Annotated in this window: 26 protein-coding genes and 1 tRNA gene; 7 read left to right on the plus strand and 20 right to left on the minus strand. The window is 60.3% G+C overall.

Annotation, left to right across the window (positions count from 1 at the left end):
- Positions 1-46 precede the first annotated feature (46 nt).
- From AC13F2_RS16285 to AC13F2_RS16325, 9 genes are all read right to left on the minus strand, one after another.
- Entirely contained in the window at positions 47-802 is a 756-nt protein-coding gene (locus AC13F2_RS16285; RefSeq protein WP_482964825.1) for a phosphoadenylyl-sulfate reductase, read from the minus strand.
- Complete coding sequence (locus AC13F2_RS16290; RefSeq protein ID WP_482964824.1) at positions 799-1224, minus strand: DUF934 domain-containing protein; 426 nt, start codon at positions 1222-1224, stop codon at positions 799-801. Before AC13F2_RS16290 ends, AC13F2_RS16285 begins: the two co-directional genes overlap by 4 nt.
- Entirely contained in the window at positions 1217-2851 is a 1635-nt protein-coding gene (locus tag AC13F2_RS16295; RefSeq protein ID WP_482964823.1) for a nitrite/sulfite reductase, read from the minus strand. Before AC13F2_RS16295 ends, AC13F2_RS16290 begins: the two co-directional genes overlap by 8 nt.
- Complete coding sequence (locus AC13F2_RS16300; protein ID WP_103024254.1) at positions 2851-3147, minus strand: DUF2849 domain-containing protein; 297 nt, start codon at positions 3145-3147, stop codon at positions 2851-2853. The genes AC13F2_RS16295 and AC13F2_RS16300 overlap by 1 nt, the downstream gene beginning before the upstream one ends.
- The gene (gene cobA, locus AC13F2_RS16305) at positions 3144-3902 is read right to left on the minus strand and encodes a uroporphyrinogen-III C-methyltransferase (RefSeq protein WP_221598638.1); all 759 of its coding nucleotides are present in this window, start codon (positions 3900-3902) and stop codon (positions 3144-3146) included. Before cobA ends, AC13F2_RS16300 begins: the two co-directional genes overlap by 4 nt.
- A gap of 97 nt (positions 3903-3999) precedes the next feature.
- Complete coding sequence (locus AC13F2_RS16310) at positions 4000-5067, minus strand: mechanosensitive ion channel family protein (protein WP_482964822.1); 1068 nt, start codon at positions 5065-5067, stop codon at positions 4000-4002.
- Between the two features lie 2 nt (positions 5068-5069).
- Complete coding sequence (gene metC / locus AC13F2_RS16315; protein WP_482964821.1) at positions 5070-6281, minus strand: cystathionine beta-lyase; 1212 nt, start codon at positions 6279-6281, stop codon at positions 5070-5072.
- Positions 6282-6283: 2 nt separating this feature from the next.
- Positions 6284-7117 (minus strand): sulfurtransferase, encoded by an 834-nt coding sequence (locus AC13F2_RS16320; protein ID WP_482964820.1) that lies wholly within the window; start codon positions 7115-7117, stop codon positions 6284-6286.
- Between the two features lie 37 nt (positions 7118-7154).
- Positions 7155-7823, minus strand: a complete 669-nt coding sequence (locus tag AC13F2_RS16325) for a hypothetical protein (protein ID WP_482964819.1) — start codon at positions 7821-7823, stop codon at positions 7155-7157.
- Positions 7824-8363: 540 nt separating this feature from the next.
- Between AC13F2_RS16325 and queF the strand changes: the two genes are divergently transcribed.
- The 3 genes from queF to AC13F2_RS16340 all read left to right on the plus strand — a co-directional run bounded on the left by queF (position 8364) and on the right by AC13F2_RS16340 (position 10984).
- A complete protein-coding gene (gene queF / locus AC13F2_RS16330) occupies positions 8364-8822 on the plus strand; it encodes a preQ(1) synthase (RefSeq protein WP_103024249.1) in 459 nt (152 codons plus the stop codon).
- Between the two features lie 15 nt (positions 8823-8837).
- Entirely contained in the window at positions 8838-10445 is a 1608-nt protein-coding gene (locus AC13F2_RS16335) for a phytoene desaturase family protein (protein WP_482964818.1), read from the plus strand.
- A gap of 116 nt (positions 10446-10561) precedes the next feature.
- Positions 10562-10984: a response regulator gene (locus AC13F2_RS16340; RefSeq protein WP_482964817.1), complete on the plus strand. Its 423-nt coding sequence runs from the start codon at positions 10562-10564 to the stop codon at positions 10982-10984.
- A gap of 21 nt (positions 10985-11005) precedes the next feature.
- On the opposite strand, the gene AC13F2_RS16345 is transcribed toward AC13F2_RS16340, so the two are convergent.
- Entirely contained in the window at positions 11006-12196 is a 1191-nt protein-coding gene (locus AC13F2_RS16345; protein ID WP_301641501.1) for a sensor histidine kinase, read from the minus strand.
- 289 nt (positions 12197-12485) lie between these two features.
- Between AC13F2_RS16345 and AC13F2_RS16350 the strand changes: the two genes are divergently transcribed.
- Positions 12486-12668: a hypothetical protein gene (locus AC13F2_RS16350; RefSeq protein WP_482964816.1), complete on the plus strand. Its 183-nt coding sequence runs from the start codon at positions 12486-12488 to the stop codon at positions 12666-12668.
- 9 nt (positions 12669-12677) lie between these two features.
- Here the strand turns inward: AC13F2_RS16350 and AC13F2_RS16355 are convergent, their stop codons facing one another.
- From AC13F2_RS16355 to AC13F2_RS16365, 3 genes are all read right to left on the minus strand, one after another.
- On the minus strand, positions 12678-12830 hold the full coding sequence (locus tag AC13F2_RS16355) for a hypothetical protein (RefSeq protein WP_158246642.1): 153 nt from the start codon (positions 12828-12830) through the stop codon (positions 12678-12680).
- A gap of 44 nt (positions 12831-12874) precedes the next feature.
- Entirely contained in the window at positions 12875-13141 is a 267-nt protein-coding gene (infA, locus tag AC13F2_RS16360) for a translation initiation factor IF-1 (protein ID WP_103024406.1), read from the minus strand.
- 355 nt (positions 13142-13496) lie between these two features.
- A tRNA-Ser gene (locus AC13F2_RS16365) sits at positions 13497-13586 on the minus strand.
- A 161-nt stretch (positions 13587-13747) separates the two neighbouring features.
- Between AC13F2_RS16365 and hspQ the strand changes: the two genes are divergently transcribed.
- Positions 13748-14128, plus strand: coding sequence for a heat shock protein HspQ (gene hspQ, locus AC13F2_RS16370; RefSeq protein ID WP_103024244.1), 381 nt, complete (start codon positions 13748-13750; stop codon positions 14126-14128).
- Between the two features lie 13 nt (positions 14129-14141).
- On the opposite strand, the gene AC13F2_RS16375 is transcribed toward hspQ, so the two are convergent.
- A complete protein-coding gene (locus AC13F2_RS16375) occupies positions 14142-15041 on the minus strand; it encodes an ABC transporter permease (protein ID WP_482964815.1) in 900 nt (299 codons plus the stop codon).
- Positions 15042-15112: 71 nt separating this feature from the next.
- Between AC13F2_RS16375 and AC13F2_RS16380 the strand changes: the two genes are divergently transcribed.
- Positions 15113-15802: a GcrA family cell cycle regulator gene (locus AC13F2_RS16380; RefSeq protein WP_103024242.1), complete on the plus strand. Its 690-nt coding sequence runs from the start codon at positions 15113-15115 to the stop codon at positions 15800-15802.
- Positions 15803-16000: 198 nt separating this feature from the next.
- Positions 16001-16522 carry a DUF1993 domain-containing protein gene (locus AC13F2_RS16385; protein ID WP_482964814.1) on the plus strand — a complete coding sequence of 174 codons (522 nt, stop codon included), beginning with the start codon at positions 16001-16003 and terminating at the stop codon, positions 16520-16522.
- Here AC13F2_RS16385 and AC13F2_RS16390 read toward each other — a convergent pair.
- From AC13F2_RS16390 to AC13F2_RS16415, 6 genes are all read right to left on the minus strand, one after another.
- Positions 16512-17198, minus strand: a complete 687-nt coding sequence (locus tag AC13F2_RS16390) for a spermidine synthase (protein ID WP_482964813.1) — start codon at positions 17196-17198, stop codon at positions 16512-16514. The two genes, AC13F2_RS16385 and AC13F2_RS16390, sit on opposite strands and share 11 nt — an antisense overlap.
- A 73-nt stretch (positions 17199-17271) precedes the next feature.
- The gene (locus AC13F2_RS16395) at positions 17272-18024 is read right to left on the minus strand and encodes a hypothetical protein (RefSeq protein ID WP_482964812.1); all 753 of its coding nucleotides are present in this window, start codon (positions 18022-18024) and stop codon (positions 17272-17274) included.
- 151 nt (positions 18025-18175) lie between these two features.
- Positions 18176-20467, minus strand: coding sequence for a polyribonucleotide nucleotidyltransferase (gene pnp, locus AC13F2_RS16400; RefSeq protein ID WP_103024239.1), 2292 nt, complete (start codon positions 20465-20467; stop codon positions 18176-18178).
- Between the two features lie 173 nt (positions 20468-20640).
- Positions 20641-20910: a 30S ribosomal protein S15 gene (gene rpsO, locus AC13F2_RS16405; RefSeq protein ID WP_103024238.1), complete on the minus strand. Its 270-nt coding sequence runs from the start codon at positions 20908-20910 to the stop codon at positions 20641-20643.
- A 5-nt stretch (positions 20911-20915) separates the two neighbouring features.
- Positions 20916-21914, minus strand: a complete 999-nt coding sequence (truB, locus tag AC13F2_RS16410) for a tRNA pseudouridine(55) synthase TruB (protein ID WP_482964811.1) — start codon at positions 21912-21914, stop codon at positions 20916-20918.
- Positions 21911-22603: a site-2 protease family protein gene (locus AC13F2_RS16415; RefSeq protein ID WP_103024236.1), complete on the minus strand. Its 693-nt coding sequence runs from the start codon at positions 22601-22603 to the stop codon at positions 21911-21913. The genes truB and AC13F2_RS16415 overlap by 4 nt, the downstream gene beginning before the upstream one ends.
- Positions 22604-22622 lie beyond the last annotated feature (19 nt).

The raw sequence follows: 22622 nt of genomic DNA on the forward strand, positions 1-22622 counted from the left end.
GGTCTGACGGGTGGCGCCGAATTGCATGTCGGCGCCACTTGCTGCCTTACAGGAACGGTTCCTCGCCAGGCCGGTGAATACCGCATTCGACCTTGTCCCAGCCGGACCAGCGTCCCGCACGGGCGTCCTCGCCTTCGGCCACCGGCCGCGTGCACGGCATGCAGCCGATGCTGGGAAAGCCGCGCTCCACCAGCGGGTGGCGTGGCAGATCGTGCTTTTCGAAATAGGCGGTGATGTCGTCGGCGAACCAGTCGATCAGCGGATTGATCTTCAGCCGTCCCTGCGCATCGGACGTATCGACTTCGAAACGCGGCAGATTGGCGCGGGTCGACGACTGGAAAGCCTTGCGACCCGTGAAGCTTGCATCGTATTCTTCCAGCGCCTTGGCCAGCGGCCTGACCTTGCGCAATTCGCAGCAGCCATCCGGGTCGTACGACCATCTGAGCCCGCTTTCGTCACGCGCCTTCAGATCGGCGATTTCGGGATAGAGATCGATGCGCCTGAACCCCAGCCGGTCGGTCAGTTCGTCACGATAGGCCAGCGTCTCGGGGAAGTGCTTGCCCGTGTCCAGAAACAGCACGGGCACATTCGGGTCGATCTGCGAAATGAGGTGTAGGAGCACGGCACTCTCCGCCCCGAAGCTGGAAACCACCGCCGTATCGCCAGCGAGGCTACCCTCGATTACCGCGCGCAGCCATTCTTCCGTCTCCGTCCCGCGAAACATGCGGTTGAGGCGAATGGCGTCCTGCTCCGTAAAGCGGGGCCCCGTGTCGAGCCGGTCGATGGCGCGCAGTTCGTTCATGAATGCCGTTTTGCCCAGATCGGCGTCCGCGTGTCCGCAGCCTTCTGGTAGACATCCGGCCAGCGATCGAATGCAGCTTCCACGTCGTCCATGTCGAACTGCTGGTCCGGCTCGAATGCGTCGAAGCCGCAGCGGCGCATATAGGCGAGCTGGTCCACCAGGACATCGCCCACGGCACGCAGTTCGCCGTCATAACCCGCCTCGCGCAGAATGCGGGCGGAGGAATAGCCGCGCCCGTCTCCGAAAGCGGGAAAGTTCACCTCGACCAGCGCCAGCCGGTCGAGATGGGGCACCAGTTCGCGGGCATCGTCGCCCGGTTCGATCCGGACTGCCGATGCATTCGACTGGTCGAGAAAAGCATCGACGGTGACCGCCGGGTGATCGACGGGCTCGTCTTCGCGATAGCGCAACGTATCAGCCATAAAGCGCCTCCTTGAAAGGGTTCATGCCGATGCGGCGATAGGTGTCCACGAAGCGCTCGCCATCCTGACGTTCGCGCTCGTAAACCGTGGTGACCGTCTCGACCGCGTTGACGATGCCGTTCTCGTCGAAACCGGGGCCGGTGATCTTGGCCAGGCTCACATCTTCGGCTTCGCTGCCGCCGAGCAGGAGCTGGTAATTCTCCACGCCCTTGCGATCGACGCCGAGGATGCCGATGTGGCCCGCGTGGTGATGCCCGCAGGCATTGATGCAGCCGGAAATCTTCAGCTTGAGTTCGCCCAGCGTACCGGTCTTGCCGGTCTCGGCGAAGCGCTCTGAAATCCTCTGCGCGATGGGGATCGAACGGGCATTGGCAAGGCTGCAGTAGTCGAGCCCGGGGCAGGCGATGATGTCCTCGACCGTGTCGAGGTTCGGGCTGCCCAGCCCCGCTTGGTCCAGCGCGGTCCACAAAGCATGCAGATCGGCCTTGCGAACATGCGGCAGGACGATGTTCTGCGTGTGCATCACGCGCAGTTCGTCGAAACTGTATTCCTTCGCCAGATCGGCCATCAGGTGCATCTGCTTTGCCGTGGCATCGCCGGGGATCCCGCCAACCGGCTTGAGGCTGATGACGGCGGACACATATCCGCTGGCCTTGTGCGCCACGGTGTTGCGATCAACCCACAGCGCGAAATCGGGATCCGAACGGTCGATATCGTTCGGTGCCGTTTGGTCGGTGTTCGGCGCCTCGAACATACGTATGATCCGCATGAGTTCGTCATGCGGCGGCTCCACGCCCTGCTCGAGCAGATGCGCGAACTCTTCCTCGACCTGGCGGGTATATTCCTCCGCGCCCAGCTCGTGAACGAGAATCTTTATCCGGGCCTTGTACTTGTTGTCTCGTCGCCCGTACCGGTTGTAAACCCTTAAGCAGGCTTCACAATATGTCACCAGCTGGTCCAGCGGAACGAACGGATTGATGCAGGGCGCGATCATCGGCGTACGGCCCATGCCGCCGCCCACATAGAACGCAGCCCCCAGCTCGCCCGCATCATTCTTCACGATGTTGATGCCGATGTCATGCAACCGCATCGCCGCACGATCTTTTTCGCTGGCGATGACGGCAATTTTAAATTTGCGTGGCAAGTAGCTGAATTCGGGGTGGAAACTGGACCACTGACGCAGCATCTCCGCATAGGGGCGCGGATCGACAACCTCGTCCGCCGCCGCTCCTGCGAAATGGTCTGAACTGATGTTGCGGATGCAATTGCCGCTGGTCTGGATCGCATGCATCTCCACCTTGGCGAGGTCGGCTAGGATGTCGGCTGCGTCCTCCAGCCTGATCCAGTTGTACTGGATGTTCTGGCGCGTCGTGAAATGGCCGTAGCCGCGATCGTACTTGTCCGAGATGTCGGCAAGCGCATGCATCTGCCGGCTGTCGAGCGTGCCGTAAGGGATGGCGACGCGCAGCATGTAGGCGTGGAGCTGAAGATAGAGCCCATTCATCAGCCTGAGCGGCTTGAACTGATCTTCGGTCAGCTTCCCTTCGAGACGTCGGCGGGCCTGATCGCGGAATTCCTCGACGCGGGCATCGACCATCGCCTGGTCGTATTGGTCATATTTATACATCAGATCACCCAGTTGCCGATTTCCGGATCGGCAGGCTTGAGAGTCAGGTCGGGACGGACCGTCGGTCCAAGTGCGCGAACGCGCTCTTTGATGTGCGACGGTCGCGGCGAGCCATCGTGCATTTCGGCATCGACGGCGTATGGCACATTCACGCGGCGGGCGGCTTCTTCGCGGCGCGCGATCTCGTCTTCGTTGCCGGACACGTCGACGGCTTCTTCGATATGGATCGACCAGTCTTTACCGGTCCACCAAGTTACCGCTCCGGTCTTGAGATCGTTTCCTGTCAGGAGCCTCATCGCGCAGCCTCCTGTGCTGCCAGCGCGAGCGCAACGTCGTCGCGTGCCGTCACTTCCCCGATCACGATCAGGGCCGGGCTCACGACATTCTCGTTCTCGACCAAATCGGGCAAGCCGGCAAGCAAACCGCGCAACACGCGCATTTCAGGCCGAGTACCGTTTTCGATGATGGCCAAGGGCATATCGGGAGCAAGGCCGTCCTCCATCAGCTTTTCTGCAATCATGGGCGCAGTTTTGACGCCCATGTAGATTACCAGTGTGCGGCCCTTACCGGCCAGCCCTGCCCAATCCTGATCCTTCAGGCCTTTGCACTGGCCCGCAACGAAGCTCACGATGCTCGACGCGTCGCGATGCGTCAGCGCGATCTGCGATGCGGCGGCTGCGCCGTTTGCAGCGCTGATACCGGGCACAACTTCGACCGGGACACCTGCCGCACGGGCAACCTCTACCTCTTCGCCACCGCGCCCGAAAATGAAGGGATCGCCCCCCTTCAGGCGCACGACGTCCTCGCCGGAGCGCGCAAGGCGGACCAGAAGGTCGCTGATCGCTTCCTGAGGAAGAGTATGATGAGACCGGCGCTTCGCAACCGAGATGAGTTCCGCGTCATCACGCGCAAGCGCCATGATCGCCGGATCGACGAGCCCATCGTGCACGATGATCTTGGCGCGTTCGATCAACCGCGCGGCGCGAATTGTCAGCAGGTCGGGGTCGCCCGGCCCTGCGCCGACAAGGTAAATGGTTCCGGTATCAGCCATCGTGGCAAGATGCGGACTAGGGCCCTTTCGCGCCAATCAGAATGCGTGTGCGGCAAGGAAGGGTAGATTTTGAAACCGACGCTGTGCGTGGGGCAATCTATTCTTTTGCCGGAGTGGGCGCGATCGCGCCTTGCCCCATTACTTCGATAAGACGATCGAAATCGGCACTGGAGCGGATATGCAGATCGCGCTGCGGGAACGGGATTTCGATGTCGTGTTCCTTGAAGAGCCACCACAGCTTCTTGAGCACAACACTGCGCACATTGCCGACGCCTTCTTCCGGGTCCTGTATCCAGCAATGAATGACGAAATTGACCGAACTGTCGCCATATTCCTTCATCCAGACTGTGGGCGGCGGCGCGCTGAGTACCCGTTCACAGCTCTTGGCTGCTTCGAGCATCAGCTTTTCGGCAAGATTCATATCGGCTTCATAGCTGACGCCAACCGGCACCTGCATACGGACATTCTTTGACGAGTAAGACCAGTTTTCGACCTGATTGATCATCAGGTTTTCGTTCGGAATGAGATATTCGCGCTGGTCGCGCGTCGTTACCGACACGGCCCGGATGCCGATCTTGCGGATTTGCCCGAAGCTTTCATTGCCCGCCATGTCCGTCACGGCGATCACGTCGCCCGGCTTGATCGATCGATCCATCAACAGGATAATACCCGCGATCAGATTGCCGAAGGTCTTTTGCAGACCGAAACCGATCGCAAGGCCGAAAGCGCCGGAAAACACCGCCAGGGCGGTGAGGTCGATGCCAAGCAGATCGATCGCGAGGAAGAAGGCGATAGCCCACACGATGATCGTGGCGACCTTTTCGACCAGCAACTGCTGGGCGTTGTCCAGCCTCGTCATCCGCCTGACGAGGCGTCGAGCCATCCTGCTGACGAACCAGGCGAATACAAGAACGCCGATGATGACGGAACTGACCATCAGCACATCGAACAGAGAAACTCTGAATTCTCCGAACGACAAGGCCACGGCATCGAGCGTATCGACCACAGACTCCACGGTTTCGCTTCGCGAGCTCAGCGCTTCCCTCGCGCCGTCGGCCGCGTCCAGCCCGCCCTGCTCCTGAGCAGGCTCGGCAAGGCTCCACGCCTGTTCGACGGGAGCCGTGGTGGGTGTCGCACCATCGCCGGGTGGGGTTTCGCCCTGCACGTCTATCCTTCGTTCATCGCCGCAAAACCGTTGGTGAGGTCGGCAATCAAATCGTCCTTGTCTTCAAGACCGATCGATAGCCGGATGGCGAAGCGGTCCTCAAGCCCCCATCCATCCTTCGGCCACGGCATGGTGTTGCGGACTGGATCGACATCGAACGGCAAGGCCAGGCTTTCGAACCCACCCCAGCTGTAGCCAATGCCGAACAATTGCAGGGCATCGATCAATCGGCAACGGTCGGCATCGTCTCGGCCCTTCAATACGAAGCTGAACAGGCCGCAGCCCCCTGTAAAATCACGCTGCCATAGGTCATGCCCCGGCCCTCCCGGCAGCATCGGCGAAAGAACGTGAGCGACCTCGTCGCGATCATCGAGCCATTGCGCAATCGCAAGTGCGGTCTTGCTCTGCTGCTCGAGGCGCACGCCCATGGTCCGCAACCCCCGAAGAGCCAGCGCAGCATCATCGGGGGACACGACATGGCCCAACTGCTGCGCACCGAGGCGCAGGCGCCGATACCATCGCTCCCCTGCAGATGCGGCGCCCATCATAAGGTCGGAATGTCCGCCCACATGCTTGGTCAGCGCGGTGATGGCGATATCGCAACCATGCCCGAGAGCTTCAAAGCCGAGCGACGTGGCCCACGTGTTGTCGATGAGACTGACCGCGCCCTTGTCTCGCGCTATTCGCGTAAGTGCTGGGATGTCGCAGACTTCCATGGTCAGACTGCCGGGCACTTCGAGCATCACGGCCCGTGTGCGATCGCAAAACGCCGCTTCGAACGCCTCGAGATCGAGAGGGTCGAAGAAACGATGCTCAACACCGAAGGTCTTGAGCAGTCCCATCGCCGTATTGCGTGTAGGTTCGTAGGCATTGTCGGCGACGAGCAAAACGTCTCCGCTGCGCAGAACGGCCAATAGTGCCCCCGCCAGAGCCGCAAGGCCACTGGGGTACAGGACCGTTCCCGCCGCCCCAGGCTCCAGCGCAGTCAACGCCTGTGCCAGAGCCCACTGCGTCGGCGCGCCGCGGCGGCCGTAGAAGAATTGCCCGTCTTCGTTACGAGCTTTTCGCGCCTTGAGGTCGGCGCAATTTGCATAAAGGTGGGTACTTGCGCGCCAAATCGGCGGATTGACGACATTGTCGGCAAAGTCGCCAGAGCGGCCAACCGTTACGAGACGCGTCGACCGCGCGTAGCTGTCGTCATTTCCCCCAGCCATCGCTACTGCGCCGCCCCTTTTTCCTTCGGCGTATCGGCGTCCTCACCCCATTCGAGCCAACTGCCGTCGTAAAGGGCGACATCGTCTTTTCCTGCCAGATGCAGACCATACGCGAGAACGCACGCCGTCATGCCGCTGTTGCAATAAGTGGTGACCGGACCATCCAGATCTACGCCGGATTCCGCGAACAAAGCAGTTATGTTGTCGGGCGACCGGTAGGTTCCGTCTTCAGCGAAGAGTTTGGCGAAGTGCAGGTTCGCCGCCCCGGGAATATGACCTTCCGAACCGCTGCCTTCTTCCCCCGCAAAGCGCGCCGCGTCTCGCGCATCGACGATCTGTTCGGCGCGAGAACTATCGTTTGCGAGCATCTGATCCTTGCCGCGAACGGCGCCAGCTATGGAGGGGGTAGGGAATTCTGTTTGTTCGTAAGTTGCCCGGCCCGCCTCGACAGGACGTTCTTCCTGTTTCCATCTCGAGAACCCGCCATCCAGAATGGCGACATTCCGGAAACCATAGAGGCGAAAGATAAACCACGCGCGCGCTGCACTTTTTATCTGGCTGTCGTCGTAGAGCACGACGCGGCTCGACGGGGTGATCCCCAACTGCCCCAGGCGTCTGGCAAACTGATCCGCCGTAGGGACCGCCTTGGGAACCTGTGATGTCGTATCGACAAAGCTGGTCAGGTCGAGAAACCGCGCATCCGGGATGTGACCTTCCGAAAAATCCGCGGCCGAATTACGCGGGCTGTCGGGTAGATGAGCCGACGCGTCGAGTATCACCAGGTCGGGAGAGCCGGATTGTTCGGCAAGCCATTGGGTCGAGACGAGACTATGCATCGTCGCCCGGTTAGCGTGCGGATGAAGCGAAGTCGACTCAGGCAAGCTCGCGCTGGGCAATCGGTTCGTAACTGCGCGGGCCTTCATCAAGCCTGAAGGGTTGCACGCGGCCGCCGTCCGGCATGCCCTGCCCGACCACGAACGTCTTGAGCAGGGCCCCATCGCCCGGACCGTCTATCCTGACCCGCATCAGCGGAACCAGTAGCGGGTGGCGCCCCTGCCTGATCACATGGGCCTGCGCGAGCGGGAGCTGGACTTGCCCTGTAAGGGTGACGCTTTGCCGCGGAGAGATCCGGGGAACCTCGTGGCGTTTTTCGAGCACCGTGCCATTGGTAGCGATCTGCTGTTCCATCGGCGCACCGGAATGAGCCGAAACCAAGTCTATGCCGATCACGACATCCGCTAGCGAAGCATTGGTACGATTGATCAGCGTCAACCGGTATTTGAGCGTGGCGAAGGCCGCGCTGCGGATGAGCTTTTCGTTTTCTATCCGTACAGACAACGCATCCGCCAACGGGACCGCGTCGACGGGCCCCGCTGCGGCAACCAGCGGTCGTTCGATTTCCGGTACGACGGCTTCGCGGCGGCGGTTCCAGATAACAAAACCTGCGCCGAGAAGTGTAAGCAGCGCTACGATACCGCCTATCGGCAACCAGGGGAGGTCTTCCCCATTGTCATCACTCGTTGCCGGTTGTGCGGGCGGCAACGGCTGCGGCGACGGTGAGGCTGGCGATAAGATTGTAGCGCTCGGCTCGCTCGCCGGCTCGGATGGCGACGGGGTCGGCTGTGCTTCGGCTTGCGGATCTACCGTTTCCACCGTGCGGGGCGTCACGGTTGGGAGAGGACTTGCCTGCGGGGCCTGTCTTGTAGGAACAGGCCGCGGTTCGGAAAGCTGGACCGGCACCAACGGCGCGGGCGCCGAGGACGGGGTTGGTGTCGGTGTCGGGGTATTAACGGCACGCGGACGGATCTCCACGCCCCTCTGCGTATCCGCAGGCCCCTGTGCTTGCGGGGTGGCGCTTGGGCTTGGCGCAGGTTCCAACGAAAAATCGTTTACTGACTGGGCGTGCGCCATGGCCGGTAAAGACGCGACAAACGCCAGGATGGAAATGCGGGTACGAAGATTCATGCGGTTCGTTTCGCGGATTAAACCCGCCACTGTGCGGAGGCGCGCTGAATAGGTACTTAAGCGCACAGTTCCAAGCCCCGGCTTGCGCATTTTCGCGCATCACGGCAGGAGCGCGGCATGAGCGACACACCTTCTCCCAAATTCCTCGGCGTAAGTACTGGCTTGCCCACCTCTCCGGACGAGGCGGAACTCGATTATGTGGCGAACCCGCGCGCAGGCCAGCTTTATCTCGTGCGGTTCGCGGCGCCCGAGTTCACATCACTTTGCCCGGTGACGGGACAGCCCGATTTCGCACATATCGTTATCGATTACGCACCCGGCGAAACAATCGTGGAATCGAAAAGCCTCAAGCTGTTCCTTGGGAGTTTTCGCAACCATTGCGGTTTTCACGAAGATGTGACGGTCGGCATCGGCCAGCGCCTGTTCGACGAAATGAAGCCGCAATGGCTGCGCATCGGCGGTTATTGGTATCCGCGCGGTGGCATTCCGATCGACGTGTTCTGGCAAAGTGGCGCTCCGCCGGAGGCTCTTTGGCTACCGGATCAGGGCGTTCCGTCGTACCGGGGTCGGGGCTAATACGGACAAGCGTACATGGCCAGTAGATATGACGCCGTCATCATCGGAGCAGGCCATAACGGGCTGGTATGCGCATTCTATCTCGCCCGCGCGGGGCTGAAAGTCCGCATTGTCGAACGGCGCGATGTCGTGGGCGGTGCGGCCGTTACGGAGGAATTCCTCCCGGGTTTCCGAAATTCCATAGCAAGTTACACCGTCAGCCTGCTGCAGCCCAAAGTCATTCGCGACATGCGACTGGAAGAGCACGGTTACACCGTCATCGAGCGTCCAATCTCCAATTTCCTTCCGCAGGAAGACGGGGGCTATCTGAAACTGGGCGGCGGGCTGGAACGAACACAGGCCGAATTCCGCAAGTTCTCCAAGCATGATGCCGATACACTCCCGGCCTATTACGATGCGCTGGAAGGGGTGGCTTCGGTTCTCCGCGACCTGGCGCTCAAGAGCCCGCCGAATGTCGGCGAAGGCCTGCGCACACTGATTTCCGGGGCGTCGCAAGGGTGGGGCATGGCGCGTCTCGACCTCCCGGCCAAGCGCGACATCCTCGATCTGTTCACGAAATCCGCGTCGAGCTTTCTCGGCCAGTGGTTCGAGAGCGAAGCGGTCAAGGCCGCGTTCGGCTTTGACGCCGTAGTTGGCAACTACGCCTCCCCCGACACGCCGGGCAGCGCGTATGTCCTCCTTCATCACGTGTTTGGCGAGGTAAATGGCAACAAGGGTGCCTGGGGCCATGTGATCGGGGGTATGGGCACGATCACGCAGATCATGGCCAAGGTGTGCCGGCAGGCGGATGTCGACATCAGCCTGGAGGCGCCGGTGACCCAAGTTCTGGTGGATGGCGATGAGGTCGCAGGGGTACGGCTCGAAAGCGGCGAGGAAATCGCGGCGGCGCGGGTCATCGCCAATGTCGGCCCCAAACTCCTCTATGGTAAAATGCTGGACGAGAGCCACCAGCCCGAGGATTTCCGCCGCCGCATGCGCGGGTTCAAGGCGGGCGGCGGCACCTTCCGCATGAATGTGGCGCTGAGTGAGTTACCGACGTTTACCGCGCTCCCTCATCCGGGTGAGCACCACCGGTCGGGTATCATTCTCGCCCCGACACTGAACTACATGGACAGGGCGTTCCTCGATGCCAAGACCGAGGGCTGGTCCAAGAAACCGATCGTCGAAATGCTCATCCCCAGCACGGTCGACGATAGTCTGGCTCCGGCAGGCCAGCATGTGGCGAGCCTGTTTTGCCAGCAATTCGCACCCGAACTCCCCGATGGCCGCGATTGGGACGATGAAGAGGATGCTGCGGCCGATACCATAATCGATACGGTCGAGGCGGTCGCACCAGGCTTCCGCGCCTCCATCCTGGGGCGACAGGTTCTCAGTCCCAAAGGGCTCTACAGGAAGTTCGGGCTGGTCGGAGGCGATATCATGCACGGCCACATGAGTTTGGACCAGTTGTGGTCCGCGCGGCCCGTGTTGGGTCACGGGGCCTACAGGGGACCGGTAAAGGGGCTCTACATGTGCGGTGCGGGGACCCATCCCGGCGGCGGGGTGACAGGTGCTCCCGGACATAATTGCGCCCGCGAAATCATCTTCGACCGTGGCAATTGGCGCAAATTCAAGGGCGTTTAGTTCGTCACCGAGGGACGGCAATGGCTATTTCGCTTGTTTCAAGTGCTTCAAGATCAATACACTTCGAATCTTAAAGTCGACTGGGGAACGTATGCGTACGCGCAGGCGTTCGAGATATGTCGTTCCACAAGGCGGAGGGGCTATCCGAGAAGGATATCGTCCCCATGCAGAACCCCAACACCGTGATCCTCGTGGTGGAGGACGAAGTCCTCATCCGTATGGATGTGGTCGATCAGCTGGGCGCTCTTGGTTACAGGTTGATCGAGGCGGCGAATGGCCAGGAGGCACTCGATGCGCTGTCAGACGGCGGTGTGATCAATATCCTTTTCACCGATGTGCATATGCCGGGCGATCTCGATGGGGTTATGCTGGCGCGAGAGGTTTCGCGACGTCGACCGGAAATCGGCATTATTGTGACGTCTGGAAGAGCCTCGCTCAGCGCGGATTCTCTACCGGAAGGTTCGCGATTCTATCCCAAGCCCTACGCGTCGACCACGGTCCACACAGCGATACAGGAAATGCTGGCGTCGCCGGGCTGAATTCAAACTGGTGACAACAATCTAGCGCGGCAAAACAATCGTCACGCGAAGCCCATCGTTGCGCCAGTCATGATCAATGGTCGCACCCAGCTGGCGGATGGTGGAAGCCACCAGCCGGCTGCCGAAGTTCTGGCTTTCGGGTTCGACCGTCGCAGGGCCTCCGCTTTCAGACCATTCGATTTTCAAGCCTTCAGGACCCGTATTCCACTCGATGGAAACGACGCCAGAAGTGTCCTTCAAACCGCCATATTTCGTCGCATTGGTGGCAAGTTCGTGAAAGACCATAGCCAGACCCGATAAAGACTGCGCATCGACCGTTTGATCATCCCCCGCCAAGCGTATGCGCTCATCCACATCGCCATATCCCAGAGGGCTCAATATCGTCGCGAGCAGCGTGCGGATGGATGTCATTTCATCGGAGCGACCCGCCGCATTTCGCACGATGATCAAATCCTGGGCAGACGCAATGGCACGCAGTTTGCCATTGACCTTGTCTGCCAGATCGCGGGCGCTGAGCGCTGCCGGCACGTTGAGATTGATGAGACTTTGGGCAAGTGAGAAGGCGTTCTTCACGCGGTGCTGCAGCTCTTCGAGAACAAGCCCCTTCGCCTCTTCGGCGCGATGCCGCATGCGTTCGAGGCGGATCCGCTCGACAGCGATCGATGTTGTGAGCGCAATTGCCTCGATAATCTCGCGGTCGAGATCCGACGGTTGGCGCGGCTCGCGATAGTAATTGGCAAAGGTGCCGAGAACGCTTCCGTCACCTGCTTTGATCGGCACTGACCAGCAGGCTGCCAGACCGTGAGACAGGGCCAGTTCGCGAAAATCGGCCCAGAGCGGATCGGTCGCTATGTCCTCGACAAAAACAGGCCGCCCCCGTGCCGCCGCAGTCCCGCACGACCCCTCGCCTTCACCGATTTCCATGCCTTCGATGGCGGCGTTGTATTCATCGGGAAGGCTCGGTGCACCGCCCAGTTCGAGATGTTTTCCATCTTCGGAAAGCAGCAGGATCGACGCCAGCATGCCATCGCCGGTCTGTTCTTCAGCCAGACTGACAATGTCGGACAGTATCGCTTCGCGATCGCCCCCTAACGCGACGCGACCGAGAATCTGCTGCTGGCGGCGCCATACTTCTGCAAGATACCTGTCCGACAATGGATCGGTCGCGGAGGGAGCATCGGCGGTTTGCGAATTTTCGATGGCCCACTCCATTCCAAAGTCGACAAAGTAACAAGTCCGGGAAATTTAACAAGGTATTAGCAGGCCCTCGCCCCGATCACGGTTCCCTGTCCGCCGCTTGGATAGGGGGGCTGGCATTGCCTCAACCCAAGTCCGGGAGAAACCTCTTTCGAGACGCATCAAGAAACTGAAGCATCGATCGAGGCCAACGACTTGGCATGGGTTGGGACCGCGCCACGCTAGGGTTACGGGGTTTCCGTTATCGGAACCGGATTGGCAAGTGCGCCTTGCTCCAGGCACAGGCTGCCGCAGCGCCCAATCCGTGCTGAAAGTCGCTGATGCGACCGGCAATGTGGGACGCCGTTGCCAATTTGGCGAGGCGATCATCATCGTTCGCCGCGCATCCAGCACCCATGAGCGCCCGCTGATGCTCGGCATATTGATGGTTCAGGTCCATGTCAGTTCTCCTGCTGTGGCGGGAATGCTGGTGCACGGCCGCGAATAAGATGGGCGCTCAGTCAATCATCGTCGCGACGAGACGTCGCAGTTCGGTGGTCGCAATCGGAGCTGGAATGTCTCGCTCACGGCTCACGCTCGGAGCGTTGGTCGCGCCATAGCGCAGCGAAAGCTTGGGGCGCGACGCATCGCGCACGTTCATTGTGTTCATTAATTGTGTGCTGGCAGGTTGATCCCGCCACTTTCTTAAAAGTCTCAGCGCCTGTAGCCGCGCTTGCGCGCACCGGCGGGCGCTTGCCCAGGTGTTCGTTCGCGGAAGACGATCCGGCCCTTGCTGAGATCGTAGGGTGTCATTTCGACATGTACGCGGTCTCCAACGACCGATCGGATGCGGTAGCGACGCATTTTTCCCGCCGTGTAGCAGATAATGCGATGCTCATTATCGAGAGTGACGCCGAAACGTCCATCGGGCAGGACCTCGTCGATCGCGCCCTCCATCGTGATGAGCTCTTCCTTCGCCAAACAACCATCCTTACGTACAAAAATAATCCGCGCGGATGCATTCCGCAGCGGAGCCAACTTGGATGAAATGGAACTAGTGCCAACCCCGTGCTTTAGCGCGGTCGGTGGCAATCAACGTCCGTCGCAAACGACGTCAGGCAATTTTCATATAACAGCGTGCAAAAAAATTACAATAGCCCGACATTGGAATTATGAAAAATGCTCACGCAGACGGAGTCAGCGTCTTGCTGTGGTTATCCCGACCATTGAGCTGAGAAACGGCTTCAGTACCCACACGGCTGTGCGAAAAAGGCAACGCTGATAACGCCTCACAGCTGCGCTGTTCGCGAGCGACACGAGCAAATGCGTGAAATTATGGCGGAGAGGGAGGGATTCGAACCCTCGATACGGTTGCCCGTATACCGCATTTCGAGTGCGGCGCATTCGACCACTCTGCCACCTCTCCGCATGTATCGGGTGCGCTTTCGGGCACAAGGCCCCGGTCGAAGCGAGGGCGCCGATTAGCCGAGCGCCCCACCCTTGCCAAGCCCTTTTCACGAGAATTCGGGGGATCGTCCGCCATTCCCCATTGTAAGGGCCGCGAATTATCCCATATCTGCTAGTCACATGGATCGCACACAATACTTTTCCGCCCAAGCTGGACGCACAATCGACGTTCCGCGTCGTGTAAAAAGCCGCTTCGCCATCGGCGATGTGGTCAAGCACCGCGTGTTCGATTTTCGCGGCGTGATCTTCGATATCGATCCGGTCTTTGCCAATAGCGACGAATGGTACGAAGCCATTCCAGAAGACATTCGCCCCGATCGCAATCAGCCCTTCTACCATCTCCTCGCAGAAAGCGATGACAGCGATTACGTCGCCTATGTCAGCCAGCAGAACCTGGTGACGGATTCGATCTCTGGGCCGGTTTCGCACCCCGATGTGCACCAGTATTTCGAACAGTTCGAAAACGGTCGCTATCGCATGCGCCGCAGCATGACGCACTGATCGATCGTTACGATCAGTTCTTGATCTTCCAGCCTGATACAAGAAGCCGGTAAGTCACGAAGGCCAGCACCGCGTTCAGCGCCAGAAGGCCGAGCCCAGCCAGCATTACAGCCGTTCCATCGCCGATATCGCTTTGACCGAGGAAGCCGTAACGGAAGCCTGAAATCACGTAAAAGAACGGATTTGCCCGGCTGACGGACTGAAATGCGGGCGCAAGCCGGTCGATAATGTAGAACGTGCCCGAAAGCATGGCGAGCGGAGCGATTACGAAATTCGTGATGGCCGCGTTGTGATCGAATTTTTCGGCCCATATGGACGCGACCAGACCCAGCAGCGAAAGCATCAGCGCCCCCATCAGGCCAAACCATACCACCGCCCATGGGTGAGCCATGGCAAGGTTGACGCCGGGATAAAGCAGCATTGCGCCAGCCACTACGAAGCCCACGGCAACCGCGCGCGTCATTGCAGCGCCGACGATCCCCGCCATCAGTTCGCCTTCGGACAAGGGCGGCATCAGCAGGTCGATGATGGTTCCCTGAATCTTGCCAGACAGTAGCGAGAAGCTCGAATTGGCAAAGCCATTTTGCATCATTGCCATGGCAATCAGCCCCGGCGCGACGAAGGTCGGGAAGTTCACTCCCAGCACTTCGCGCCCCCCACGGCCTAGCGCTACCGAAAATATCACGAGAAAAAGCAGCGTCGTGATAGCTGGAGCCCAGATTGTCTGCGTCTGGACCTTGAGAAACCGGCGTATCTCCTTAATATAGAGACTCCACAGGCCAATCCCGTTGATCCCCCGGATCACCGGGCGTCCCCGCGGCGGAAAACGGCCCTCCCCTCCGGCATGGTCCTCTACGAAAGAGGCGTCCGGGTGCTCGTTTTCGGGCGATGCGGGCTGGGCTTGATCCACCATGAGGCCGCGACTAGGCCCAAGCGTCCCAGCTTGCAAGCTGAGGCGTCAAGACACGAGATACAGGACTGCAGATGAGCTGGACCGACGAACGGATCGCAACGCTGAAGAAGATGTGGGAAGGCGGATCTACCGCCAGCCAGATTGCCGACGAACTTGGCGGCGTCAGCCGCAATGCCGTGATCGGAAAGGCACATCGCCTCGGCCTCAAATCACGTCCGTCGCCAGTCAAGGCGAACGAGAAGAAGAAACCTGCCGTAAAGGCCAAACCGGCTGCACCCAAGCCGGTCGCAAAGAAGCCGGTAAAGCCTGCAGCGAAACCCGCTCCGACCGCTCCAATCGCTCCGGCGAAGCCTGCGGCGGCGCAGCCGCCAGCGCCCGATGCCTCAATCCCGTCTCAGCCCCTGCCCAACAAGTCTTCGGACCTGCCCAAGATCGTTTCGGTGGGTCCGGGCGGTTTTCTCCGTCAGGGCCCGGGCGACCAGCAGGCCCCTATCCCGCCGGCGCCGCCCCGCCGACTGGTGCCGGCCAAACCAAGTGCGGAGATCGCCGACAAGACGAGCCTGCTGGATCTGTCGGACAAGGTATGTCGCTGGCCCATGGGTCACCCTGGCGAGCCCGATTTCCACTTCTGCGGGGAGTCCGTAAATCCCGGCTTCCCCTACTGCGTCGAACATTGCGGCCGGGCGTATCAGGCACAGCTTCCGCGAGGCGCGCGCCGTCCTCCTCCGCCCCTGCCCTTCGGCGGACCGCGCGTACGCTGATCGAACTGTCAAAATTCCTCGCCTTCTCCTTCATCAGCGATGCGGAGAAGGTGAGCATAGTTTCACGACCTATCGAAACGGGCCCGAACATCTGCCGGGTCGGACGCTAGCGCTTGGGCAATTTCGAAATCCCTCATTGATGCATATGTGACACGTCAGTTAGATGTCGACACAAGCGAACAAGAGAGGATCCAGTCGATGCCATTGTCACTTCACGCCGCCTATGTGCCCAGCGCCCTCCAGATGCTTGGGACAGCCAAGCATCTAGTCGGCACGGCAGAACAATGGTGCGACGATCACGGCCATGACCATGCCGACATCATCGGCGCTCGGATCGTCGATGACATGCTGCCCTTTTCCTATCAGATAAAGAGCGTTGCCGAACATACGAAAGGGTCGATCGAAGGTCTACGCGCCGGCGTCTATTCCCCCGACCTGTCGCCGCCACCTGCAAGTCTCGGCGATTTGCGCACCAAGCTGACGCAAGCGACCGAATTCATGAACGGCCTGACGGAAGAGGACATGGAAGCGTTCATCGGCCAACCCATGCGGTTCGAATTCAAAAGCAACCGAATGGATTTTACCGCTGAAGACTTCCTGCTGAGTTTCAGTCAGCCGAACTTCTATTTCCACTGCGCCACTGCCTATGACATCCTGCGCATGAAAGGCGTTCCTGTCGGCAAACGCGATTTTCTGGGACGAGTGAGGATCAAGCCCTAGTCTTACGGGCAAACCAGATCGTATGGCGCGGGCCCTTGTTGTTGGGCCTTGCGCGCACTTCGCGCACCTCCACGTCGAAACCGCTTTCCTTCAGGCGCATGGTGAACCTGTGATCGGGAGCAGCAGACCAGACCGCAAGAATGCCGCCTGGCTTCAGTGCGTCGCGCGCCTTGCCGAGCCCCGTCTTGCTGTAAATACGATAATTCGCATCGCGTACGATCCCATCGGGGCCGTTATCCACGTCGAGGAGAATGGCATGATATTTGGCGCTCGTTCCGTCGTTCGCATCGTCAATAAGGGCGGCGACGTCACAAATCACGACGTTCCCGCGGCGATCCTGAAGGCTATCGCCCGTAAGATGGGCTAGCGGACCTTCAGCCCATTCCAGTATTTCCGGCACGACTTCGGCAACGGTGACCGTGCCCTTCTCCGGCAGGCCCGCAAGTGCCGCGCGATAGGTGAAGCCCATTCCATAGCCGCCGATGAGGATACGCGGAGCCCGCGCATCGAGTTCGGCCAGCGTAAGCACCGCAAGCTGTTCTTCGGAGAACTGCATGCGCGTACCCATGAGTTCGTCCCTGCCGAGCATGATGATAAAATCGCGCCCGTGACTAACGAGCGTAAGTGTTTCGCCATCGGGTATGTCGGCAGTGGCAATCGTTTCACGCGGCAGCACATTTATCTCCGGAAAGGTCCCCGCCCCTAACCCAAATCATGCTCGCGTCAAAATCAAGGCGTCATTCGTACGATCAGCGCCCGCTGTAAGCGTCTTCGCGCCAGTCGCCGCGTTTGACTTCGCACCACTGGACGGGGGGCGATGTCCGCTGATCTCCAATTTCAGGAATAAGGGTGTAGCTCACCTGACGGCAGTTGCGGTCCGAATAGGCAGTGGCACCGCTCACCAGGACATAGCCGCGCTCGCCATTATCCTTCCACATGCGAGCCTTTCCGCTTTTCAGGGCCCGCACGGTCGTGCGCCGCACCGCCGATTTGTCGGGGCCGGCGAAGGGTATCGCAACCGGTGCGCTGGCCGGCGGCGGGCCTAGCAGGATGAATGGACCGGGTGACGCCTCTGACTTGCCGGACTTCGCTGCCCTGCCAGCTTTGGGTGTTGTCGTAGCATCATCTTCATCGATCGCCGCTGGTTCTTCGGCTTCGACGGTCGAGCGGAAGAAATCGGCAACGGTCCCGCCGGACAGAATGCCGCCCGAGCCTTCTTCGCTTTCCGTTACAACGTCGCTATCGGCTGCACCGGCCGGATTGGCGTACATGTGCCACCCGTAGAGGCTGGCCGCCAGCAACAACGCCGCCAGCGTCAGCAGAACGAGCAGGAGATTGTGCCGGTCCAGGCGCTGGGTTTCGGCAAGTTCCTGTTCGGAATAGCCCCGCTCGCGAAGCGTCGCGATCCGTTCAGACTGACGATTGCGTTTCGGGACTTTTGTCAAAGCAGCACTGCTCCACCCCGCCGCATGTTCATCCATGCTGATGACACCAACTCGCATGCGAGCACTCACATCCTTCATTATCATGTAGAAGTCGCAGTGTCATTTATCACGGTTAAAAACGGGTTAATTCATCATAACCAAGCACACTTAAAGAAAAGGGCCGAGAGGTCTCCCTCACGGCCCTTTCCCGAAAGTTATTGTGGAAGGATCAGTCCTTCAGGAAGTCCGGAACGTGAGCTTCGCCACCACCGTTGCCGCCATCGCGATCGCGACGCGGACCACGGTCGCCGCCGCCGCGGCCACCACGTCCGCCACGACGATCGCCGCCGCCACCACCGCCGCCACGCGGACCACGGTCGCCGCGCGGTTCGCGCGGCGGACGAGTGTCTTCCAGCTCTTCGCCGGTTTCCTGATCGACGACACGCATCGACAGGCGGACCTTGCCGCGCTGATCGATCTCGAGGACCTTGACCTTAACTTCCTGGCCTTCGGACACGACGTCGGTCGGCTTCTCGACACGCTCGTTCTTCATTTCGCTGACATGGACGAGACCGTCCTTGCCACCCATGAAGTTCACGAAAGCGCCGAAGTCGACGATATTGACGACCTTGCCGTTGTAGATCTTGCCGACTTCCGCTTCTTCGACGATGCCTTCGATCCAGGCCTTGGCAGCCGCGATCTCGTCAGCGTTCGAAGACGAAATCTTGATCACGCCTTCATCGTCGATGTCGACCTTGGCGCCGGTTTCGGCGACGATCTCACGGATCACCTTGCCACCCGTGCCGATGACGTCGCGGATCTTCGACTTGTCGATCTGGATGGTTTCGATACGCGGAGCATGCTTCGAAACCTCGTTGCGCGAACCGGTCAGAGCCTTGTTCATTTCACCGAGGATGTGCGCACGACCGGCCTTCGCCTGTTCTAGCGCCTTCTGCATGATTTCCTGCGTGATGCCGGCAACCTTGATGTCCATCTGCATCGTGGTGATGCCGGCTTCCGTACCTGCAACCTTGAAATCCATGTCGCCGAGGTGATCTTCGTCGCCCAGAATGTCGGACAGAACGGCAAAATCATTGCCTTCGAGGATCAGGCCCATCGCGATGCCGCTCACCGGACGTTCGATCGGAACGCCGGCATCCATCATGGAGAGGCAGCCGCCGCAGATCGTTGCCATCGAGCTCGAGCCGTTGGACTCGGTAATGTCGGACAGCACGCGGATGGTGTACGGGAAATCGTCATGGGTCGGCAGCACGTTGTGCAGCGCACGCCAGGCAAGCTTGCCATGGCCGGTATCGCGGCGCGACGGGGCACCGAAACGACCGACTTCACCGACCGAATACGGCGGGAAGTTGTAGTGCAGCATGAAGCGTTCGTACGACAGGCCTTCGAGACCGTCGATCATCTGCTCGCTGTCCTTGGTGCCAAGGGTGGTCGAGCACAACGCCTGCGTTTCACCGCGGGTGAACAGCGACGAACCGTGCGCACGGGGCAACACGCCGACCATGGCTTCGATCGGGCGAACCTGATCGAGCTTGCGGCCGTCGATGCGGGTGCCGTCCTTGAGGATGGCGCCGCGGACGATTTCCGCTTCCAGCTTCTTGGTCAGCTTGATCGCGGTCATGCGCTGCTGGCCGTCGAATTCATCCGAACCGTAATGCGCCTTGACCTTGTCGCGGGCGGCATTCAGCGCGTCCGAACGGGCCGACTTGTCGGTCTGCTTGTAGGCAGCTTCGATGTCTTTGCCGATCATCGCCTTGATGGCCGACTTCATGTCTTCATTGCCATCCTGCGAGGCAACGTCCCACGGATCCTTGGCGGCCTGTTCGGCCAGGTCGACGATCGCATTGACGACCGGGCGGATGTTGTCGTGTGCAAAAGCAACGGCGCCGAGCATTTCTGCTTCGGTCAGTTCCTTGGCTTCCGATTCAACCATCATCACGGCATCGCCGGTGGCGGCAACGACGAGATCGAGACGGCCGTCGTCGGCCAGGGCCGAGGTCTGCTTCGGGTTGAGGATGTATTCGCCATCCTTGAAGCCGACGCGGCAGGCACCGATCGGGCCCATGAAGGGAACGCCTGAAATCGTCAGAGCTGCCGAAGCGGCGATCATCGCCAGAACGTCGGGCTCGCATTCGCCGTCATAGCTGAACACCTGCGCAATGACGTTGATTTCGTTGTAGAAACCTTCGGGAAACAGCGGGCGGACCGGACGGTCGATCAGGCGGCTCGTCAGCGTTTCCTTTTCGGTCGCACCGCGCTCGCGCTTGAAGAAGCCACCCGGGATACGGCCGGCTGACGAGAATTTTTCCTGATAATGGACGGTCAGCGGGAAGAAGTCCTGACCTTCCTTCACGCTCTTGGCGGCCGTGACCGCACAGAGCACAACGGTTTCGCCATATGTGGCGAGGACCGCGCCGTCAGCCTGACGGGCAATGCGGCCGGTTTCCAGAGTGAGGGTCTTTCCGCCCCACTCCAGCGATACGGTTTTCGTGTCGAACATGTATTTTCCTTGATGACCCGCACGGCCTTATTGCGATGCGGGGCCTACTGTGCCGGGTATTCCGTCCCGGTCCGGTACGAGGCTTTCGTCGCCTCTTTTGTCCGCCCCAGCGCCGGATTGCGCGGAAGCCGGATAAACAAAGGGGCGACCTGAGCCGCCCCTTTGAGAAACTCTTACTTGCGAAGACCCAGCTTCTGGATCAGCGCGTTATACCGCTCCACATCCTTCTTCTTGAGATAGGCGAGAAGGTTGCGGCGCTTGTTGACCATCATGAGGAGGCCGCGACGCGAGTGGTTGTCCTTGTGGTTGGACTTGAAATGCTCGGTCAGGTTGCGGATGCGTTCGGTCAGGATGGCGACCTGAACTTCCGGAGAACCCGTATCGCCCTGGGCGACGGCATTGTCCTTGATGATCTCTTGCTTCTTTTCGGCGGTAACCGACATACTTCTTACTCCGCGACATCCGGTAAGTTGAACCCCCGCACGACTTTCGCCGTACCACCGCTGAGTTCCATCAAGGCCACCGGCACATCGTGCAGTGTCGCAAGGTGAAGCCCGTCGGCATGGGGCAGTTCCGAAAGTACCCGGCCCTGGCGGACCGCCTGCGCGCTATCGGGATCGAGTTGCAAGGCCGGGATGTCGTCCAGCCCCGCCTCGAGCGGCAGGAGGAGGTTTTCAATGCGCGCGCCCTTAGCGACTTCCTCCAGTTTGTCCAGCGAAATCGCCTGTTCTTCGGTGAACGGGCCGGCCTTGATGCGCCTCAGATAGGTGACATGCCCCAACGTTCCAAGCGCGCGTGCGATATCCCGTGCAAGCGAGCGGATGTAGGTGCCCTTCGATACATGAGCCACGAGTGTGATGCTGTCAGCCAGTTCCAGCGGAGCTTGTGGATCGTAAGGGTCGGGGCGACCGGCGGTGGTGGCAAAAGCGGACCGCAATTCACCATCTTCGCGGTTACCTTCCAGGTCGAGTGAGTACACCGTAACGGCGCGGGTCTTCATCTCGACCTCTTCGCCGGCCCTCGCCCGATCGTAAGCCCGCTTCCCATCGATCTTTACAGCCGAATGAGCGGGCGGAACCTGATCGATATCGCCTGTAAAATGATCGAGCACGGCTGGAATCGCAGCCATCGGCGGGCGGCGGTCGGATGTTTCGATGACCTCGCCTTCGGTATCCAGAGTGTCGGTTTCCTCGCCGAACTGGATCGTGAAGGCATAGATCTTTTCGGAATCGAGCATGCGACCGGCGAGTTTGGTCGCTTCACCCAAAGCGATGGGCAACACTCCTTCGGCCAGCGGATCAAGCGTACCGCCGTGGCCGACCTTGGTCTTAGCATAGCCGCCCTGCCGCAGCACACGCTTGACGGCCGAAACGGCCTGCGTCGAGCCAAGGCCGCGGGGTTTGTCGAGGATCAGCCAGCCATGTGACGGGGGTTTGGTGCCGCTCATCCGGCGATACCGCGGGCCATCCACTCGGCAATTTCGAAATAGCGCTCCTGCAGCCACAAGACCGGCGGCAGCACGGTGTTCTCGATCAGGCCGCTGTTCGGAAAGGCCCACGTCGCTGCGATCAGGATGATGAAGAATAGCATCCCCATCGATTGCAGCTTTTGCCAGTTCGCCGCCCATTTGGGCGGCAGCAGGCCGCCTACGATATGCGATCCGTCGAAGGGGGGGATCGGCAAAAGATTGAACAATGCCAGGAATACGTTGATCAGGATGAACATCCCCCCTGCCGACAGCAGCCAGTCCGGCGGCGTTCCGCCCGACGCGATTATGGTGCCCGAGACGGCGCCGAATACCAGCGCCCCGATGAAGGCCAGAACAAGATTCGTGGCCGGCCCTGCTGCTGCCACGGCTACCATTCCGAAACGTGGATCGCGCAGCCGGTCGCCGCGAACCGGCACTGGTTTCGCCCAGCCGAATATCGGCCCGCCGAACAGGGCCAGCGCTCCCGGCACCAGCAGGGTGCCTATTGGATCGACGTGGCGGATCGGATTAAGCGAAAGGCGCCGCTGTTCCTTGGCGGTCGGATCGCCCAGAGCAAGCGCAGTCCAGCCGTGGGCAACCTCGTGAAAGACAATGGCGATGATCAGACACGGGATCAGAATCACCGCTAGCAGAATGGTTTCAGTCATGGCGCTCTAGATAGGGTGG

This window comes from Qipengyuania sp. L-5Y (assembly GCF_056859455.1).

Excerpts from the sequence above, each read along its gene's own strand:
- AC13F2_RS16380 (WP_103024242.1), top strand. The coding sequence starts at position 15,113 with ATGAGCTGGACCGACGAACGGATCGCAACGCTGAAGAAGATGTGGGAA.
- cobA (WP_221598638.1), bottom strand. The coding sequence starts at position 3,902 with ATGGCTGATACCGGAACCATTTACCTTGTCGGCGCAGGGCCGGGCGAC.
- queF (WP_103024249.1), top strand. The coding sequence starts at position 8,364 with ATGAGCGACACACCTTCTCCCAAATTCCTCGGCGTAAGTACTGGCTTG.
- truB (WP_482964811.1), bottom strand. The coding sequence starts at position 21,914 with ATGAGCGGCACCAAACCCCCGTCACATGGCTGGCTGATCCTCGACAAA.
- AC13F2_RS16355 (WP_158246642.1), bottom strand. The coding sequence starts at position 12,830 with ATGAACACAATGAACGTGCGCGATGCGTCGCGCCCCAAGCTTTCGCTG.
- hspQ (WP_103024244.1), top strand. The coding sequence starts at position 13,748 with ATGGATCGCACACAATACTTTTCCGCCCAAGCTGGACGCACAATCGAC.
- AC13F2_RS16340 (WP_482964817.1), top strand. The coding sequence starts at position 10,562 with ATGTCGTTCCACAAGGCGGAGGGGCTATCCGAGAAGGATATCGTCCCC.
- AC13F2_RS16345 (WP_301641501.1), bottom strand. The coding sequence starts at position 12,196 with ATGGAGTGGGCCATCGAAAATTCGCAAACCGCCGATGCTCCCTCCGCG.
- AC13F2_RS16375 (WP_482964815.1), bottom strand. The coding sequence starts at position 15,041 with ATGGTGGATCAAGCCCAGCCCGCATCGCCCGAAAACGAGCACCCGGAC.
- metC (WP_482964821.1), bottom strand. The coding sequence starts at position 6,281 with ATGGCTGGGGGAAATGACGACAGCTACGCGCGGTCGACGCGTCTCGTA.
- AC13F2_RS16290 (WP_482964824.1), bottom strand. The coding sequence starts at position 1,224 with ATGGCTGATACGTTGCGCTATCGCGAAGACGAGCCCGTCGATCACCCG.
- rpsO (WP_103024238.1), bottom strand. The coding sequence starts at position 20,910 with ATGTCGGTTACCGCCGAAAAGAAGCAAGAGATCATCAAGGACAATGCC.
- AC13F2_RS16415 (WP_103024236.1), bottom strand. The coding sequence starts at position 22,603 with ATGACTGAAACCATTCTGCTAGCGGTGATTCTGATCCCGTGTCTGATC.
- AC13F2_RS16295 (WP_482964823.1), bottom strand. The coding sequence starts at position 2,851 with ATGTATAAATATGACCAATACGACCAGGCGATGGTCGATGCCCGCGTC.
- AC13F2_RS16320 (WP_482964820.1), bottom strand. The coding sequence starts at position 7,117 with ATGCATAGTCTCGTCTCGACCCAATGGCTTGCCGAACAATCCGGCTCT.
- AC13F2_RS16395 (WP_482964812.1), bottom strand. The coding sequence starts at position 18,024 with ATGCGAGTTGGTGTCATCAGCATGGATGAACATGCGGCGGGGTGGAGC.
- AC13F2_RS16285 (WP_482964825.1), bottom strand. The coding sequence starts at position 802 with ATGAACGAACTGCGCGCCATCGACCGGCTCGACACGGGGCCCCGCTTT.
- AC13F2_RS16385 (WP_482964814.1), top strand. The coding sequence starts at position 16,001 with ATGCCATTGTCACTTCACGCCGCCTATGTGCCCAGCGCCCTCCAGATG.
- pnp (WP_103024239.1), bottom strand. The coding sequence starts at position 20,467 with ATGTTCGACACGAAAACCGTATCGCTGGAGTGGGGCGGAAAGACCCTC.
- AC13F2_RS16300 (WP_103024254.1), bottom strand. The coding sequence starts at position 3,147 with ATGAGGCTCCTGACAGGAAACGATCTCAAGACCGGAGCGGTAACTTGG.
- AC13F2_RS16335 (WP_482964818.1), top strand. The coding sequence starts at position 8,838 with ATGGCCAGTAGATATGACGCCGTCATCATCGGAGCAGGCCATAACGGG.